The organism is Rhizobium moroccans, assembly GCF_057559155.1.
The window spans coordinates 15,847-32,316 of the sequence record NZ_JBHFJG010000044.1; the positions used below are offsets into that span (position 1 = coordinate 15,847).

Consider the following 16,470-nt stretch of genomic DNA (forward strand, 5'->3'; position numbering starts at 1 on the left):
TCTGCAAGAGGATCAGTTGCTAGCGCGCTTTTCTTCAGCGCGTGTCTGAGCCGCGAAGTCCTTCATGGTGTCGCCGACATCGGCCTGACTAAGCGCCATGGCTTCCCATATCTTGTATTCAGTGGTGCGCATCCAAGTGACGACCGTGGTGCGTGCTCGACCATGGGCGACCGGCAGGGATTCGATCGCAACGTCGATGCCAGGCTGGGTCGCTAGGGCTTCCTTGGCGACCGGCAAAGCAGCGCTCTTCTTGTTGATCGGAAGGTAACCGGTGCCGGCAAACCAGGTGGCGTTGGCTTCTGGCGATGCGGCATAGCTGATGAACTTGTAGGCTGCGTCCTGCACTTCCTTCGCTGACGTCGCCATGATGCCGATGCCCGCGCCGCCGATTGGAACGGAACATGCCTTGTTGCAGGGCATAGGACGGACAACGAGATCATCGCCCAACGCCTTCTTAGAGCCGACGTAGTTGCCGGTCGAATTCATCATGATCCCCACTTTCTTGGCCAGGAAAGCATCGCGACCATTGTCTTCTTCAGTTACGCCGTCGGGCGAAGCGACCTTGTCGTCCTTCACCAGTGACGCCATCCATTGATAGGCTTCAATTGTGTTGGGCTTATCGAGAAGGATTTCGCCCGTCTTCGGGTCCACCATTTCGCTGTCATTGGCCATCACGAGACCCCAGCGCGCGAACTGTCCTGGCGCAGCGATACCTGAAATGCCTTCTGAACCGAGCTTTTCGCTGATCGTCTTGGCAGCGGCCGTAATTTCATCAAACGTCTTCAACGGTGTGTCGGCCGAAAGCCCGGCCCGGGCAAAGATGTCCTTGTTGAAATAAAGGACTGGCGTCGAGGAATTGAAGGGAACGACGTAGTTCTTACCGTCGATGACACCGACTTCGCGGGCGTAATCGTAAAGATCATCCTTAAGCGGATCGGCATCGAAATATGGAGTGAGATCGACCAGCAGATCGTTGTTTGCAAACAGGCCATACCGCGTGACTTCAAGGATCACAGCGTCCGGAGCGCGGCGGGCCGGAATGGCAGCCTGCAACTTGGCGATGATGTCATTGTAGTTGCCGACAAACTCCGCTTCGATATCGATATCGGGGTTGGCCTTCTCGAATCCGGCGATGATCTTGTCGAGCGCTTCGCCACTGGATTTGTTGAAGCTGTGCCAGAACTTAACGGTCGTTGCTGCCTCGGCCGCGCTGAAGCTGGCTGCGACAGTGATGATGCTGGCGGCGATGGTTTTCTGCAATTTTCGTGACATCAGTATCTCCAGTGCAAAAAGAATTGCAATGAAGGCGATCTAACGGTCGCAGGAGACAGTTTCGTGAACTAGCTGCGAAGGTTTAGTGACAGCGGAGCGCAGTCCGCATCGCAAGAATGGGGCTGTCCAGCCGCCTTGCACCGAGCTCTTGATGAGATCCGAACCAACGACCAACTTACGCACCCGAAATCAAAGCCTTGGCTCCCGCAACAAAGAGTTGCGGGGTTCTCCCCGCACAAGGTGTCGGCCGAGGCCGTGGCTCGGTCGCAGGGGAAGGCTTTCCCATATCAGGCCGCCTCTTGCTCATATTGAAATGAGCAAAATTAATTGATTTGCTCACATATGCATGTTAGAGATGGCCAGAAATGGACACATATATATGAGCGACAAGCAAGCCAGACTCGCCAGAAAGAACCTCGATAGACGGCTTTCTCCTCTGAGAACCGACCGCATTGTGACGCCCTCGCGTGGTTGGACGAAAGCCATTCGAGAGGCTCTAGGCATGACAACGCGCCAGCTCGCCGAGCGCATGGGCGTGGCCCCCTCTCGCGTGACGACGATCGAAAAGGCGGAAGCCAGGGGCGCGATCACCCTCAAGACCTTACGCGAGACGGCCGAAGCGCTCGACTGTCAGTTCGTCTATGCCTTTGTCCCGACCAAGGCCCTCGACGACATTCTCTACGATCAAGCCGAGCGCAAGGTGAGGAACGAGCTTACACATCTCAATCACACGATGCGTCTCGAAAATCAGACGGTGAACGTGGAAGACCTTGAAGGGCAAAAGCGTCGCATCGTGGCAGACTACCTCGCGCACTTTTCGCGGAAGCTGTGGGACAAGGAATGAGCGAGCCGCTTTTTGAGGATGACGAAGACGGGAATACTCCGCTCGAAGCCGAGGAGGGCGAACAGCTCATTCCTTCCTACATCACGACGCGCGACGAGTTGAACGAGGCGGAGCTTGCCAACATCGCTGACGCGGTTCGTTGGGTCGGACGCCGAAAGCGCAAGGTACTCGACCAAGGTTTCCTGAACGAGCTGCACAAACAAATGTATGGCGATGTCTGGAAGTGGGCGGGCACGTATCGCACGACGGCACGTAACATCGGCATCGACGCCTATCGCATACCGATCGAATATTATCAGGCGATCGACGATGCAAAATATTGGGCCGAGCATTCGACGTTTCCGCCGGATGAAATCGCGATCCGTTTCAGCCACCGGGTTGTTGCCATTCATCCCTATCCCAACGGGAATGGCCGCTTCTCACGCATGATCGGAGATCTGCTTGCGATCGAACTCGGCCAGCCGCGCTTCACCTGGGGTCAGATCAAACTCGTCGATCCGTCCGCAACGCGAAAAGAGTATATTGCGTCGCTCAAGGCAGCCGACGCGGGCGACTACGGCCCCTTGCTCGCGTTCGCCCGTTCGTAGCGCTCGCGCCCAGGCACTTAGCGCGATAGCCCCGACAACAACACCGGCAAGTCCTCCGTTCTCGAAGCCATAGATCTTGCGCTTGGGCCGGATCGACTGAGCCGCCGGCCGCCTGTCGACGAGCAAGATTTCTATGAGAGCAAATATCTGCCCTTGTACTTGGCATGGCCCATGCGCGCGCCATCCCGCGGAACCGCTACCTCTTCGGCGAGGCATGGCCCAGTTCAACAGCTTTGCGCCGTTGGGCTCTCGTCAATGCGCTCCAGAACCGATGGACGCGCAGTCGGCATTTGTCTGAGGTCATCGATATGCTGGGCGCGACGAAGTTCGATCTGAAAGAACGACGGGTGATGATCGACGTTGTAAGCCTAAAGCTTCTAGAAAACGACGGCAGCGTATTTCGGCGTGAGCTGCTTGTTCTTCAGATAGTAGTCCAAAGCGCCCGACAGGATCGGATTGCTCTCTTTCGCGGCGAGCTGCTCGAGCGTGCGGATCCACTAGTAGGGACTGGGGCGCCTAACTAATTTGCTGTTTGACTGCGAATGGCAGCTTTAGGATACTGGGGCAGCAACAAGGCCGGAAGCGGTCACTGAGATAAGCTTGCGCCTATGTCGGCTATATCATCCTTGGCGCCCGAAACGGACCGTTCAAGCGGCCCCACTGCGGCCAGATCGGCTCGACATCTTCCAGTTCAAGCGCGGAGAAGATCGTGCATCTCGCGTTGTTTGTGCAACCCGACCTCGCGAACGATATCAGTGATTTGAGCGAACTGCGGCGCCAATGGGTTGGTCTTCCGCCAAACAATCCCGATAGTTCGGGATGGCCGCGGTTCACGCAGGCGAAACATGCAGACGTTGGAAGATCGGCTCTCCGCAGCGACCGCCATTTGCGGGATGAGTGTAACCCCGATGCCGGCGCCCACCATCTGGACGAGAGTGGACAGCGAACTGCCCTCCATCAACTCACGCGGCGAAGGATCTGTGATATTGCAGACAGAAAGAGCCTGCTCCCGGAAACAGTGGCCCTCCTCCAACAATAGCAGCTTCATCTCATGAAGCTTGTTGGAACTGGGCACCGGCTTGCCGGCGTCCTCCAAGGGCCGCACCAGGACGAACTCTTCATCGAAAAGCGGCATTTCCGTCAACGCGGCCTCCGAAACGGGTAACGCGACGATCGCGAGATCGAGCCGGGCTTCCAGGAGATTGCCGATCAGCTTGTGCGTGGTTGCCTCGCGCGGTCTGGGTTCCAGGCCGGGGTAACTCTGGATAAGTGCCTTGATAACGCCAGGCAGGAGATAAGGGGCAACCGTGGGGATGACACCGATGCGAAGCTGGCCAGTCAGCGGGCCATCCGCCGCACGGGCCAACTCCTCAAGTTCATCGACCGAGCGAAGAATTTCCCGAACCCTCTGTGCAAACTGTTCGCCAAGGCTCGTGAGGCGGATCTGCCGCCCTCCTCGTTCCACCAGGGGAGCACCGATCAGCTCTTCGAGATCCTTAATTTGTACGGACAAGGCCGGCTGGGAAACAGTGCATGCCTCGGCCGCACGTCCGAAATGGCCCAGTTTCGCCAAGGCTTCGAAGTAGCGCAGGTGCTTTATCGTCACTCCAATCATAATCCTGTCATATCGGGGTTTTTAGAAGATACAATTGGAAATTATAGCAAGGGTCGATTATCGCAGTCGGGCAGCTGGTGAATCTCAACGGCTATCGTCGCTTTGGAAAGCGCGGAGCCTGCGAGCCACGTTCAGCCGCGGCTTTCCATCTCGGGCAATCCATCGGAGAACAACATGGACGCAACAACGAAATCAGCCGGCAAGTGTCCGGTCATGCACGGCGGCAATACCGCCCTTGGCAAATCCGTCACGGAATGGTGGCCCAACGCGCTGAATCTCGACATTCTGCACCAGCATGACACCAAGACCAACCCGCTCGGCAAGACCTTCAATTACCGGGAAGAGCTCAAGAAGCTCGATGTGGAGGCGCTGAAGGCCGACCTGCGTGCCCTGATGACCGACAGCCAGGACTGGTGGCCGGCGGATTGGGGCAGCTATGTCGGCATGATGGCGCGCGTCACCTGGCATGCCGCAGGCTCCTACCGCACGTCCGACGGGCGTGGCGGTGCCAATACCGGCAACCAGCGTTTCGCTCCGCTCAATTCCTGGCCAGACAACGTCAATACCGACAAGGGTCGCCGCCTGCTGTGGCCGATCAAGAAGAAGTACGGAAACAAGATTTCCTGGGCCGACCTGATCGCGCTCGCAGGCACGATCGCCTATGACGTTGCAGGCCTGAAGACGTTCGGCTTCGCCTTCGGTCGCGAGGACATCTGGCATCCGGAAAAGGATACCTATTGGGGCGACGAGAAGGAATGGCTGGCCCCCAGCGACGGCCGCTATGGAGACGTTGCCAAGCCCGACACGCTGGCAAACCCGCTTGCGGCCGTGCAGATGGGCCTCATCTATGTCAATCCCGAAGGCGTTAACGGTAAATCCGATCCGCTTGCGACTGCCGCGCAGATGCGCGAAACCTTCGCACGCATGGGTATGAACGACGAAGAGACGGTAGCGCTGACCGCTGGCGGCCATACGATCGGCAAGACCCACGGGAACGGCAACCCGCTCGATCTCAGCCCCGATCCGGAAGCTGCCGGCCCGGAATTCCAAGGCTTGGGATGGATGAACACGAAGGGCCGTGGCATCGGCCGCAACACCGTTGTTTCGGGTCTTGAAGGCGCCTGGACCTCGGAGCCGACCAAATGGGACAACGGCTTCTTCAAGATGCTGTTCGAACACGACTGGCATCTGGTGAAAAGCCCGGCCGGCGCGACCCAATGGGAGCCGGTTTCAATCACCGAACAGGACAAGCCGGTCGACGTGGAAGATTCTTCGATCCGCCACAATCCGATGATGACCGATGCGGACATGGCGTTGAAGGTAGACCCGATCTATCGCGAAATCTCACTGCGTTTCATGAATGATTTCGAGGCATTCTCGGATGCCTTCGCCCGCGCCTGGTTTAAGCTCACTCATCGCGACATGGGCCCCAAGACGCGCTATTACGGGCCCGACGCGCCTAGCGAGGATCTTATCTGGCAGGATCCGGTTCCGGCTGGCCGCAAGGACTACGACGTCAACGCCGTCAAGACGAGGATCGCTGCTTCGGGTCTTTCGGCGTCCGACCTGGTCTCCACCGCATGGGACAGCGCTCGCACCTATCGTGGTTCGGATTTCCGCGGTGGCGCAAACGGAGCGCGTATCCGTCTGGCTCCGCAGAAGGACTGGGAAGGCAATGAGCCGGAACGTCTGGCCCGAGTTCTCTCGGTGCTCGAGCCGATTGCGGGCGAGTTCGGCGCCAGCCTTGCCGACGTGATCGTGCTGGCAGGCAATTACGGCGTGGAACAGGCCGCCAAGGCGGCCGGCTTCGACATCGAAGTACCCTTCGTTGCCGGTCGCGGCGACGCGACTGCTGAGCAGACCGATGCGTCAAGCTTTGCGCCGCTGGAACCGCTCGCGGACGGTTTCCGCAACTGGCAGAAGAAGGACTACTTGGTCAGTCCCGAAGAACTGTTGCTCGACCGCGCTCAGCTCATGGGGCTGACCGCGCCGGAAATGACGGCACTGATCGGGGGCATGCGGGTGATGGGCACCAATCACGGTGGTACCTCGCAAGGCGTCTTTACCGATCGCGTCGGCGCACTGACGACCGATTTCTTCGTCACGCTGACGGACATGGCCTATTCCTGGGTGCCCGTGGACAACAACCTCTACGAAATCCGCGATCGCAAGACCGGAGCGACCAGGTTCACCGCCACGCGCGTTGACCTCGTCTTCGGCTCGAACTCCATTCTGCGGGCCTATGCGGAAGTTTATGCCCAGGATGACAACAAGGAGAAGTTCGTCAGGGATTTCGTCGCCGCGTGGACCAAGGTCATGAACGCGGATCGTTTCGACCTCGCCGCATAAGGGCTTCGAAACATCATCATAGTGATCCATCCCGGCAGCCGGGGTGGATCACTGTTTTATACGCACGTTATCAGGAACGATCACGGACGATTTTGGGGTTGCCCTCAGCCAGGCCGTCCTTCTTCAGCCCATCACGATGGTTCGTCGGTGCCTTACCGACACGTTCCCGCTCATGTGCGTCGGGACCGGCAACAATAGTACCCGGTTTGGTACTATCTCGGCCTTCGCCTTCCTTGCGATTGTTAGGTCGAGCCTCCTGAGCCATGATATGCAACCTCCTTTTCTTGATCTGTGATCTTAACGGCGGATGCCTTCGCCTTGTTCCCATGGCCGGTGAACAACCCTCAGTCCTCCACCTAAGCCTCCTCGGGCCTGATCCTGCGCCCAGAAAAGAATTGCCGCCTATGTGTGTGCCCTGCCGCTAGACAATACTACGGCCATTTTAACTGGTTATCCGTCCAATTTAAATCGAAAGCCCGGCCGATTTAAATTTGACAGGATGCACCTATCTCAGAACCGTCTCTGGTATGTGACGCGCTCGTGGCTCCAAGATTGTGTCTCGGATGGGCCACCGTTAGTGGCGGTGGCGGCATTCTCCAGGCAACAAATCACCTCATGCGCATGCCATTATCATTGAAGACAAAGCTTCGGGCGGCAGGGAACGCAAGCTTTACAAAATCGCCGTTTGCAGGCTGCCTATCGCCCCGGCTTTCAATGGTGACGCTTTGCCCGTCCGCCAAGCGGCAATAGATGTAACAGGTGCCGCCAAGATATTCGGTGAACTCCACAATTGCTGGCGGTCCGTCCTTGTCGCTCACCGCGATCTCAATATGCTCAGGCCGAATGCCGAATTTCAGGGTCGTTCCCTCGGAGGGTTTGTTCTGAAGCATCGGGGCTGGCAATAGCGCCTCGCCTATCCGAATACGGCCCTCAGTCCACACCCCTTCCAGCAGGTTCATGCGTGGGGAGCCGATGAAGCCGGCGACAAAGATATTGGCCGGATCCTCGTACACCTGTCGCGGCGTGCCGACCTGCTCGATTCGGCCGTCACGCAGGATGACGATGCGGTCGGCGAGCGTCATGGCTTCCGTCTGGTCATGGGTGACGTAAATCATCGTATTGCCGAGGTCACGGTGCAGACGGGCGATCTCGATACGCATCGAGACGCGCAGTTCCGCGTCGAGATTGGACAGCGGCTCATCGAAGAGAAAGACATCCGGTTTGCGCACGATGGCCCGGCCGATCGCCACGCGTTGTCGCTGACCACCGGAAAGCTGTCCCGGTCGCCGGTCCAGCAGATGCTCAATCTTCAGGATCGACGCCGCCTGCGCGACGCGGCCATCGATTTCCGCCGTGGCGGTCCGCGACATCTTCAGACCGAACGCCAGATTGTCACGGACGGTCATATGCGGGTAAAGCGCATAGGACTGGAAGACCATGGCAATGCCTCGGTCCGAAGGATCAAGGTCGGTGACATCGCGCCCTTTGATGGTAACCTCTCCATCGGTGACTTCCTCCAGCCCGGCGATCATACGCAGCAGCGTCGACTTGCCGCATCCGGACGGTCCCACGAAAACGACGAATTCGCCCTCGCCAATCGTCAGATCGATCCCGTGGATGACTGCAAGGCTGCCGTAGCTCTTGCGCACATCGTTCAAGGTCAGACTTGTGGGGTGTGCTTGGTTCGTCATTGCCCGTTCCTATTTCTCGGCCTGCAGCCAGACGAGCATGCTGCCCGGCTCGCGATTGTCCCAGAGATGGTAGGGCACGAGGCGTATCGAGGCCGGTTTGCGGCCTGCCGGCGCCGTGCGATAGAGTGCATCGCCCCACGCGGTCGTATCCTCTCGTTCAACCGCCAGATCGATAGCAATCGCTCCGTTGAGAGTGGGCAGCACCTCGGTTTGTGCCTGCGACAGGCTCTTCGGAACGACGATGGCATTCAGGTCGCTGCCGTTATCGGTCTCCTCCACACAATAGACAAGCGGCCCGCGCATCAGCGCGACACGGCCAACGTCCTGTCGGACCTTCGGATTGGCATATTGTGGCCGCAGCGAGAGCGGCAGGAACAAGGCCACCCTGTCGCCCTCCCCCCATTCGCGCTCGATGCGAGCATAACCGTCGACCGTAATCTTCGAGAGGTCCAGCATCTCCCCATTGACGCTGAGCGTCGCACCCTCTGCCCACTCCGGAATGCGTAGCGAGAGCGCGAAATGCGCCGGTTCTGCGAGTTCGGCGTTGATGGCGATGCTTCCCTCCCAGGGATAGTTGGTGGTTTGCTTCAGCGACACCCTGGCGCCGTTGGCAAGCTCGCAGCGCAATGTGCTTTCGCCGTAGAGATGCACGGCGATTTCATCATCGGCCACCGCATACATATAGGAGCCGATCGACGTGACGAGCCGCGCGATGTTTGGTGGGCAGCAGGGGCAATGATGCCACTTCCAGCGATGGTGTTTGCCCGTCGATTCAAGGGGATTGTCATAGAAGAAGGTCTTGCCGTCGATGGACAGACCCGGGAGAGCGCCGTTGTAGAGAGCCTGCTCCATGATGTCGGCATAGCGCCGGTCCGGCCCGCGGCCGAGCATCCGATTTGCCCAGAAGACCAGCCCGACCGAGGCGCAGGTCTCCGCATAGGCCGTGTCGTTGGGCAGATCGTAGTAATCAGTGAAGCCCTCGTTGGAGGCCGCCGGGCCAATCCCGCCGGTAACGTACATCTGCTTGGTCACCACGTCGTCCCAGAGCGCGTCCAACGCGTCCGTCAGGCTGTCGTCCTTGTATTCGGTGGCGATGTCCGCCATGCCGGAATAGAGGTACATGGCGCGCACGGCATGCCCCACAACCTTCCTCTGCTCGCGAACAGGAAGGTGCGCCTGGCCGTATTCGTAGGTCTTCTGGATATAGTCTTTCGGGTCCCGGCCGTCGCGTTCGGCCTCCGCGGTGAAAAAGTGCGGCTCGGTCCCACGCTCGTCGACGAAGAACTTGGAAAGGTCGAGATATTTCTTCTCGCCGGTCACGCGAGCGAGCTTGACCAGCGCCAGCTCGATCTCCTCATGGCCATCATAGCCTGGGATTTGCCTCGGGCCATGGCCGAAAACCTCGATCATGTAATCGGCGTAGCGGCACATGATGTCGAGCAGCTTGCGTTTGCCCGTCGCCTGGAAATAGGCGACCGCCGCCTCGATCAGATGGCCGGCGCAGTAGAGTTCGTGGTGGTCGCGCAGGTTCGTCCAGCGCCGGTCCGGCTGCACGCGCTGGAACCAGGCGTTCAGGTAGCCGTCATTGTCCTGTAGCTTCTCGTAAAGATCGATGATCGCATCCGCCCGCGCCTCAAGCCGGGCGTTCGGCTTGCGGTAGAGGGAATAGGCGATGGTCTCGATCGACTTGCCGAGGTCGGAGTCCCAGAACATCTGTGTCGTTCCGCCCCAGTCCAGGATCGGGATGACGATCCAGGGACTTGGCTGATCGACATCGATGGCACGGACCATGCCGGCTTCCACGCAGCGGTCGAGCAGCGTCTCGGCGGTGGAATCGCAGACGGCGTCCTGCCATGTGCCCCAGAATCCTGCAACCTTGACATCCGGGACGGCGACGGGGCGGAACTGGCGGTCTTTGCGGGTCTTGCTCATAGGCTCACTTTCCTTCATTTCACCGCGCCGGCCATCAGACCGCGCATGTAGTAGCGTTGCAGGAGGAGGAAGACGAAGAGGCAGGGCACGACCATCACCGTGACGCCGGCCTGCACGGCGCCCCAGTTGATGGCGCCGAGCCGTCCAGCACGCACTGCCGTCATTAGAACCGGAAGCGTATAGTTCTCATTGCTGGACAAGAGCACGAGGGCGGCCAGGAACTCGTTCCAGGCATTGAGGAAGGCAAAGATCGACACCGTCGCAACGCCTGGCATGACAAGCGGTATCAGCACACGGACAAGCAGCCTCAGATCACGCGCGCCGTCGATCCGAGCAGCTTCCTCGATCTCCTTGGGCACCGCATCGAAGGCGTTGCGCATCATGAAGACCGAGAACGGCAATTGCAGCGTCACATAGATCAGCATCAGCCCGAACAGCGAATTGTTGAGTCCGAGCTTCGCCAAGATGATGAAAAGCGGCGTCAGGATCGACTGGAACGGGATCATCAGCGTGGCGATGATCAGCACGAAGAGCGCGTTCTTGAGCGGGAAGCGGTAGCGCGAGAAGCCGTAGCCGGCGAGTACGCTGACCACCACGGTCAGGACGACGGTGCCCAACGATACGATGAGCGAATTGACAGTATGCTGCCAGACACCGGAGCCGAACCCGTCCAGTGCCCGGTAGGCGTCGATGCTGATGCCGGAGGTTGGCCATGGCGGCAGCGGCGGCTGCCTGTTTTCGCTGTTCGACCGGAACGAAGCGAGAAAGCCGACGAGGAATGGCGCAAGGAAGAAGAACGCAGTTCCAATGCCGACCCCGTGGTAGGCGATGCGGTTCCAGAACGCCTTGCGGGCGCGGATCTCCCGACGAGTCGTCATGGGCGGTCCTCTCCCACTTTGAGCAGCCAGAGCTGCGCGACGCTGATGGCGACCAGGATAGCCAGAAGCGCGATGGACAGCGCTGCGCCATAACCGAGATTGAAGGACACGAAAGACTGGTTGAAGATATAGTAGACCACCGAGATCATCCGGTTCTGCGGTCCGCCTGACGTCATGATGTAGAACTGGTCGAAAGCGAGAATGGAGCCGGTGATCGACAGGATCAGGGCGAGCGCCAGCGTGCGGCGCATCAGCGGCAGCGTCAGGTGCCGGAAGCGCTGCCAGCGGCGCGCACCGTCGATTCGTGCCGCCTCCGTCAGTTCGGCCGGGATTGCCTGTAGACCGGTCAGAAGAATGATCATGGTGAAGCCCGCAATCTTCCAGACCACCATGATGATGATGGTGAGGAAGGCTATGTCGAAGGTCGCGAGCAGGTTTACCCGCCCGGCCGTCAGGCCGAGCGCCTGGAACAACGGCGCAAAGAGTCCGCTGTCGACATTGGCGAGCCACACCCACAGCAGCGAAGCCGAAGCAAGGCCGACGACAACGGGCAGGAAGATGACGGTCCGATAGGCCGAAATAAACGGCTTCTGCTTCTCCACGAAAAAGGCGAGAGGAAAAGCGACCGCGAAGATGGCGATCGTGACCACCACCGTATAGTGCGCCGTGAAGCTAAGGGCGGTAAAGAAACGCGCGTCCGTCAGCATCCGGGCGTAGTTCCCCAGGCCGATCCAGCGCGGCGCACCGAGTAGCGGCCAACGGTGAAGGCTCATCCAGAGCGTGAACAACACGGGGATCACGAAGAACACCGTGACCAGGGCCATGGCCGGCGCGATATAGATGAGGCCGGCCAAACTCGATTTGTTTCGTCTGCGCCGTGCACGAGGCGGCCTGGACGCGACAGGGGGCATCGTCATGGTAGGTTTGCTTTCGATTGGGTGATGCGGGAGGAGCCTTGCGGCTCCCCCCGCGGTTCGGGCGGGAGAGACCCGCCCCGCGTCGGCGCTTATTGCGCTGTGTCAATGATCGACTGCATTTCCGACTGGGCATTCGCGAACGCGCCATCGACATCGTCGCCGTAGATCGCGGCGTTGATGAAGGTGGCCCACGGACCGTTCGCCGAATTGATGAGGTCGTTGAACTGCAACGTATAGGGCGTTTTGGCGACCGAAACCGCTTTCATGGCAACGCCAAGCCGGGGATCGAGGCCGGCAAGCACCTCCTCGGCGATATCCGAACGCGTCGGCAGACTGCCGAACTTGGCCATGATCTTCTGCCCCTCGACGGAATAGATGTACTCCAGGAAGGACTTCACGTTGTCGAGCCGCGCGGTCCCCTTGGTCACGACGAAATTATCGCCGCCGGCGAAGGAGGACGGATTGCCGTCCACCCCCGGGATCAGCGTCACGCCGAAATCGATTTCGGGGTGCTGCGTGACCAGCGTACCGATGGCAAAGGCACCAAGGCTCTGCTGGCCGATCTTGCTATTGGTGATCGACAGGAAGTTGACGCCGTTGTCGCTTGCCGAACCCGCCGGAACCGTGTCCTTGGCGACGAGATTTCGATAGAAATCGACCGCCTTGCGCATCTCAGGCGTATCGAGTGTCGCCGTCTTGCCGTCTTCCGACAGGATGTCGGCACCTGCCCCCCAGACGAGCGGCGTGAAGGTGAAGATCATGCAGCCGCCGCAACCGCCGCCGGAGAAATAGAAGCCATATGTGTCACCGCCAAGCGCGCGGATCTTTTCCGCATTGGCGGTGATCTCCTCCCAGGTCGCCGGCGCCTTTTCCGGATCGAGCCCGGCTTTCCTGTAGAGTTCCTTGTTCCAGGCGAAGATCGATGTCTCCACCGATAGGGGCAGGCCATAGATCCTGTCATCGTAGGTGCCAAGCTTCACATGGGCCGGCGCAAGCGAATTGAAATAGGGGAGCGACTTCGCCCAGTCGGTCATATCCTCGAGCTGGTCGGCCGCGGCAAAGGCCGGCGTATAGATCAAGTCGAGGGAGAGCGCGTCAGGCGCCTGGCCGCCGGCAATGGCGGTCGCATACTTCTGAACCAGTTCGGCGAAGGGCACTTCGGTCAGTTCGACTGTATCGCCACCCTTGGCATTGTAAGCCTTGACCACTTCCTTGAAGGAATCCCCGATGCCGGAGCGCACCCACATGGAAATCGTTTCCGCCGAAGCGGTGGACCACATTGCGACAGAAAACAGGCATGTCACAGACAACAGTTTCTTGAGCATGATTTCCTCCTCATTTCGGGGCGTCCACGACGCTCCCGTCTCCTCACCTCAAATCAGGCGCTCCCACCTCCGCAGGATTGCCGCACGGCCAGCCGGCACGGCAGCTTGCGCAGGCCCGGTTCGATGATTTTCCCCTCCGCGAGCGCTAGCACGGTGCGTCCCGCCTCCCTGCCGAGTTCCTTCAGGTTCATATCGACCGAAGTCAGCGGCGGACGCGCCTGATCGGCCATGATCTCCCAGTTGTCGAAGCCGATGACCGAGACATCCTCCGGCACCCGCACGCCACGCTCACGCAATGCATCGATCACGCCGCGTGCGATCTGGTCGTTGCCACAGAAGATGCCATCCGGCTTTTCCCCAACCCTTCCCCAGAGCTGGGCCACGGCCTCATGCCCCCAACGCTCCGCCCAGACACCGCAAAGCACCTCGGCTTCAGCGCCGGCATGCATGCGGAAAGCCATGGCGCGCTCACGCACCGAGGCGAAGTCCTGGGGGCCGGTGACATGCACCAGCCGCTGGCGACCGAGGCCAAGCAGCCAATCGGTCGCAATCCCCGCCCCTTGTGCATCGTCCGAAGTCAAGGTGACACTGTCCGGCGCGCCTTCGGTGAAAGCGTAGACGACCGGGACGGGAAGCCCGGACAGGTCGACAGGAAGTGAACGATCGATGCGCTTGCCGGTGGCGATGATGCCATCCACCTGTTTGTCCAGCATCGCATCGACATGGATCTTGCCGAGAGCCGGGTCGTCTTCGATCGCACACAGAAAGACCGAGACGCCTTTGTCCACCAATGCCTCGGACACGCCAGCCATTACGGGCAGGGTGAAACGGCCGTAGGTATCGTTCGTCAAAAGGCCGATCGTGAAAGAACGATTGAAGAGCAAGCCGCGAGCAAGCGCATTCGGGCGAAACCCGATATCCTCCGCCACCTGCTTGATCCGGGCGCGTGTCTCGACCGCCATGCGGCCATTATCGTTCAGCGCCTTGGAGACGGTGGAGACACTAACGCCTGCTGCGCGAGCGACATCATGGATTGTTGTCCGTCCCATTCTGGTGCGTTGAATGCTCAGCTTGTCCTCCCGTTCAATTTTGATTGAGAAAACCTTTGCGCAAACCAGTTGTCAAGATGAGAAAAGCTTTTCTCATCTATTTTAAGCCGCACTGCGATGAACACGTGGCTGACGATCCACACCGGCCAAACCCATCTAACCCCTGGGCGTTCGACTTGGTGACGCTCAACTTCCATCCCGACCGTTGATTGTCTGAGGCAACAAGGAACGGGTGCAGTGCAAGGGCGACATTCTTGCAATATCTCGCCCGATTTGCTATCATTGCTCTCAATGAGATCACTGGAGGCAAATCGATGCCCGGAAACCTGCACGTCCGTAATTTGGACGACGAACTTATTTCAAGACTTAAGATCCGGGCAGCCCGGCATGGGCGATCGGCAGAAGCAGAGCATCGCGAGATCCTGCGCCAAGCCCTGGCGAACGAGGACGGATCCGATTTCGACGATCTTGCCGCGGAGTTACGGAAGCTGACAGCATCCCGTAAGCAGACACCCTCTGAGGCCCTGCTACGAGAAGGCCGAGACGAGCGCTGATGGAAACGCTCGTCCTTGACGCCAGCATCGCCATCAAGTGGGTGGTGGAGGAGGAAGGAACCGATGACGCCGTCAGCTTGCGATCGCGTTTCCGGTTTGTTGCCCCGGAACTTATCATTCCAGAATGCGCCAACATTCTCTGGAAGAAAGTTCAGCGTGGCGAGCTTTCGCGCGACGAAGCGGTGCTTGCCGCAAGGCTGCTCGAACGCGCCGGCATCGATTTCCTTTCGATGAGTGGACTGTTGGAGGAAACGACAGCGCTTTCCATTGCGCTTTCACACCCCGCTTATGACTGCGCCTATCTACTGGCAGCGCAAAAATCTGGATCAAGGTTCGTCACGGCTGACACGCGCTTACCGCGTATCATCGCCGAGCGCGCGCCAAGCGAATTCGCACTACTGTGCGTATCTCTCCCAGATGTCCTCAATAACGCGCATTAGTCCTGGAGCCCACCTACGCAATTACTCATTCCAGGCCTTGCCCTGAAGCGATCTGTGATCCGGTCCAAAGAAAGTGCTGTCAGGAGCTGCTGATATGAATGTGAGCGATTTTTTCCCCTATCTAGGGCATTCCGAACAACATGACGGTTTGTCTGGCCTGCTTGCATCCCTCGGTTTTGATGTCGGCAAAATGCCAGGGAAAACCCAGCGAGGCTATGGGACCGCCGGTTATGAGCTGAGCGCCTTCGGCATCGAACTCACATTCGAGTTCCACACCAATTATACCGACGCCTATGGACCGCCGAAAGACGGAGGAAAGGCGATCTTGTCGGGTATTTTCGCCTATGACAGACCCGCAGCGAAGCGGCGCGCCTACACCGGTCCTATCCCTTTCACCGATGGACCAATCCACAATCGCGATGATGCGCTGCGCAAACTAGGGGTGTTGATTTGCACTGAGAGCTGACCCGGGATTTGCGCCGAGAAGTGACCCGCCTTAGGTATCGTCCGTCGTGGTTGGGGTGGTCAAGTTTCTGCGTTTCTCCTTCGTCGCTTTGGGCTCATGGGCCGAACTGTTTTTGAACCGGAAGCTGTCGTTTCCGGTTTCGAGGATGTGGCAATGATGGGTGAGCCGGTCGAGCAGCGCGGTCGTCATCTTGGCATCGCCAAAGACGCTGGCCCATTCGCTGAAGCTCAGGTTGGTGGTGATGATGACGCTCGTGTGCTCGTAGAGCTTGCTCAGCAGATGGAACAGCAGCGCACCGCCTGAAGCACTGAACGGCAGGTAACCCAGCTCGTCCAAGATGACGAGATCGGAGTGTGCCAGGCGGTTGGCGATCTGGCCTGGGCGACCTTGGGACTTCTCCTGCTCAAGCGCGTTGACCAGTTCCACGGTCGAGAAGAACCGAACCCGCTTGTGATGATGCTCGATGGCCTGGACACCGATGGCCGTGGCGATATGCGTCTTGCCCGTGCCGGGACCGCCGACGAGGACGATGTTGTTGGCCTCGTCGAGAA

The 16,470-nt window shown here is 59.2% G+C and carries 15 protein-coding genes; 6 read left to right on the forward strand and 9 right to left on the reverse strand.

Translation table 11 applies throughout. The features are described from left to right. Positions 1-12: 12 nt before the first annotated feature. A complete protein-coding gene (locus tag ACE04I_RS20725) occupies positions 13-1,272 on the reverse strand; it encodes an ABC transporter substrate-binding protein (RefSeq protein ID WP_487207571.1) in 1,260 nt (419 codons plus the stop codon). 379 nt (positions 1,273-1,651) lie between these two features. Between ACE04I_RS20725 and ACE04I_RS20730 the strand changes: the two genes are divergently transcribed. Further along, positions 1,652-2,116 carry a mobile mystery protein A gene (locus tag ACE04I_RS20730; protein WP_487207572.1) on the forward strand — a complete coding sequence of 155 codons (465 nt, stop codon included), beginning with the start codon at positions 1,652-1,654 and terminating at the stop codon, positions 2,114-2,116. Next, positions 2,113-2,703 carry a mobile mystery protein B gene (locus ACE04I_RS20735; protein ID WP_487207573.1) on the forward strand — a complete coding sequence of 197 codons (591 nt, stop codon included), beginning with the start codon at positions 2,113-2,115 and terminating at the stop codon, positions 2,701-2,703. The genes ACE04I_RS20730 and ACE04I_RS20735 overlap by 4 nt, the downstream gene beginning before the upstream one ends. Positions 2,704-3,394: 691 nt before the next feature. On the opposite strand, the gene ACE04I_RS20740 is transcribed toward ACE04I_RS20735, so the two are convergent. Beyond that, the gene (locus ACE04I_RS20740) at positions 3,395-4,318 is read right to left on the reverse strand and encodes a hydrogen peroxide-inducible genes activator (RefSeq protein ID WP_487207574.1); all 924 of its coding nucleotides are present in this window, start codon (positions 4,316-4,318) and stop codon (positions 3,395-3,397) included. Positions 4,319-4,492: 174 nt separating this feature from the next. Here ACE04I_RS20740 and katG point away from each other — a divergent pair, with 174 nt between their 5' ends. Then, a complete protein-coding gene (katG, locus tag ACE04I_RS20745) occupies positions 4,493-6,667 on the forward strand; it encodes a catalase/peroxidase HPI (protein WP_487207575.1) in 2,175 nt (724 codons plus the stop codon). Positions 6,668-7,275: 608 nt separating this feature from the next. On the opposite strand, the gene ACE04I_RS20750 is transcribed toward katG, so the two are convergent. From ACE04I_RS20750 to ACE04I_RS20775, 6 genes are all read right to left on the reverse strand, one after another. Further along, complete coding sequence (locus ACE04I_RS20750; RefSeq protein WP_487207576.1) at positions 7,276-8,358, reverse strand: ABC transporter ATP-binding protein; 1,083 nt, start codon at positions 8,356-8,358, stop codon at positions 7,276-7,278. Positions 8,359-8,367: 9 nt separating this feature from the next. Then, positions 8,368-10,290 (reverse strand): glycoside hydrolase family 127 protein, encoded by a 1,923-nt coding sequence (locus ACE04I_RS20755; RefSeq protein WP_487207577.1) that lies wholly within the window; start codon positions 10,288-10,290, stop codon positions 8,368-8,370. A 14-nt stretch (positions 10,291-10,304) separates the two neighbouring features. After that, positions 10,305-11,168 (reverse strand): carbohydrate ABC transporter permease, encoded by an 864-nt coding sequence (locus ACE04I_RS20760; RefSeq protein WP_487207578.1) that lies wholly within the window; start codon positions 11,166-11,168, stop codon positions 10,305-10,307. Further along, a complete protein-coding gene (locus ACE04I_RS20765; protein ID WP_137326681.1) occupies positions 11,165-12,079 on the reverse strand; it encodes a carbohydrate ABC transporter permease in 915 nt (304 codons plus the stop codon). Before ACE04I_RS20765 ends, ACE04I_RS20760 begins: the two co-directional genes overlap by 4 nt. 95 nt (positions 12,080-12,174) lie before the next feature. After that, positions 12,175-13,410 carry an ABC transporter substrate-binding protein gene (locus tag ACE04I_RS20770; protein ID WP_487207579.1) on the reverse strand — a complete coding sequence of 412 codons (1,236 nt, stop codon included), beginning with the start codon at positions 13,408-13,410 and terminating at the stop codon, positions 12,175-12,177. Positions 13,411-13,463: 53 nt separating this feature from the next. Further along, positions 13,464-14,459, reverse strand: a complete 996-nt coding sequence (locus ACE04I_RS20775; protein WP_245282187.1) for a LacI family DNA-binding transcriptional regulator — start codon at positions 14,457-14,459, stop codon at positions 13,464-13,466. A gap of 254 nt (positions 14,460-14,713) precedes the next feature. Between ACE04I_RS20775 and ACE04I_RS20780 the strand changes: the two genes are divergently transcribed. From ACE04I_RS20780 to ACE04I_RS20790, 3 genes are all read left to right on the forward strand, one after another. Beyond that, a complete protein-coding gene (locus ACE04I_RS20780; protein ID WP_245282188.1) occupies positions 14,714-15,013 on the forward strand; it encodes a FitA-like ribbon-helix-helix domain-containing protein in 300 nt (99 codons plus the stop codon). Further along, positions 15,013-15,453 carry a type II toxin-antitoxin system VapC family toxin gene (locus tag ACE04I_RS20785; RefSeq protein ID WP_487207580.1) on the forward strand — a complete coding sequence of 147 codons (441 nt, stop codon included), beginning with the start codon at positions 15,013-15,015 and terminating at the stop codon, positions 15,451-15,453. The genes ACE04I_RS20780 and ACE04I_RS20785 overlap by 1 nt, the downstream gene beginning before the upstream one ends. 94 nt (positions 15,454-15,547) lie before the next feature. Then, positions 15,548-15,919, forward strand: a complete 372-nt coding sequence (locus tag ACE04I_RS20790) for a hypothetical protein (protein ID WP_487207581.1) — start codon at positions 15,548-15,550, stop codon at positions 15,917-15,919. A 30-nt stretch (positions 15,920-15,949) separates the two neighbouring features. Here ACE04I_RS20790 and istB read toward each other — a convergent pair. Continuing rightward, a partial coding sequence (istB, locus tag ACE04I_RS20795; protein WP_487207212.1) for an IS21-like element helper ATPase IstB occupies positions 15,950-16,470 on the reverse strand: 521 nt, incomplete at its 5' end.

Excerpts from the sequence above, each read along its gene's own strand:
- ACE04I_RS20725 (WP_487207571.1), bottom strand. The coding sequence starts at position 1,272 with ATGTCACGAAAATTGCAGAAAACCATCGCCGCCAGCATCATCACTGTC.
- ACE04I_RS20730 (WP_487207572.1), top strand. The coding sequence starts at position 1,652 with ATGAGCGACAAGCAAGCCAGACTCGCCAGAAAGAACCTCGATAGACGG.
- ACE04I_RS20735 (WP_487207573.1), top strand. The coding sequence starts at position 2,113 with ATGAGCGAGCCGCTTTTTGAGGATGACGAAGACGGGAATACTCCGCTC.
- ACE04I_RS20740 (WP_487207574.1), bottom strand. The coding sequence starts at position 4,318 with ATGATTGGAGTGACGATAAAGCACCTGCGCTACTTCGAAGCCTTGGCG.
- katG (WP_487207575.1), top strand. The coding sequence starts at position 4,493 with ATGGACGCAACAACGAAATCAGCCGGCAAGTGTCCGGTCATGCACGGC.
- ACE04I_RS20750 (WP_487207576.1), bottom strand. The coding sequence starts at position 8,358 with ATGACGAACCAAGCACACCCCACAAGTCTGACCTTGAACGATGTGCGC.
- ACE04I_RS20755 (WP_487207577.1), bottom strand. The coding sequence starts at position 10,290 with ATGAGCAAGACCCGCAAAGACCGCCAGTTCCGCCCCGTCGCCGTCCCG.
- ACE04I_RS20760 (WP_487207578.1), bottom strand. The coding sequence starts at position 11,168 with ATGACGACTCGTCGGGAGATCCGCGCCCGCAAGGCGTTCTGGAACCGC.
- ACE04I_RS20765 (WP_137326681.1), bottom strand. The coding sequence starts at position 12,079 with ATGCCCCCTGTCGCGTCCAGGCCGCCTCGTGCACGGCGCAGACGAAAC.
- ACE04I_RS20770 (WP_487207579.1), bottom strand. The coding sequence starts at position 13,410 with ATGCTCAAGAAACTGTTGTCTGTGACATGCCTGTTTTCTGTCGCAATG.
- ACE04I_RS20775 (WP_245282187.1), bottom strand. The coding sequence starts at position 14,459 with ATGGGACGGACAACAATCCATGATGTCGCTCGCGCAGCAGGCGTTAGT.
- ACE04I_RS20785 (WP_487207580.1), top strand. The coding sequence starts at position 15,013 with ATGGAAACGCTCGTCCTTGACGCCAGCATCGCCATCAAGTGGGTGGTG.
- ACE04I_RS20790 (WP_487207581.1), top strand. The coding sequence starts at position 15,548 with ATGAATGTGAGCGATTTTTTCCCCTATCTAGGGCATTCCGAACAACAT.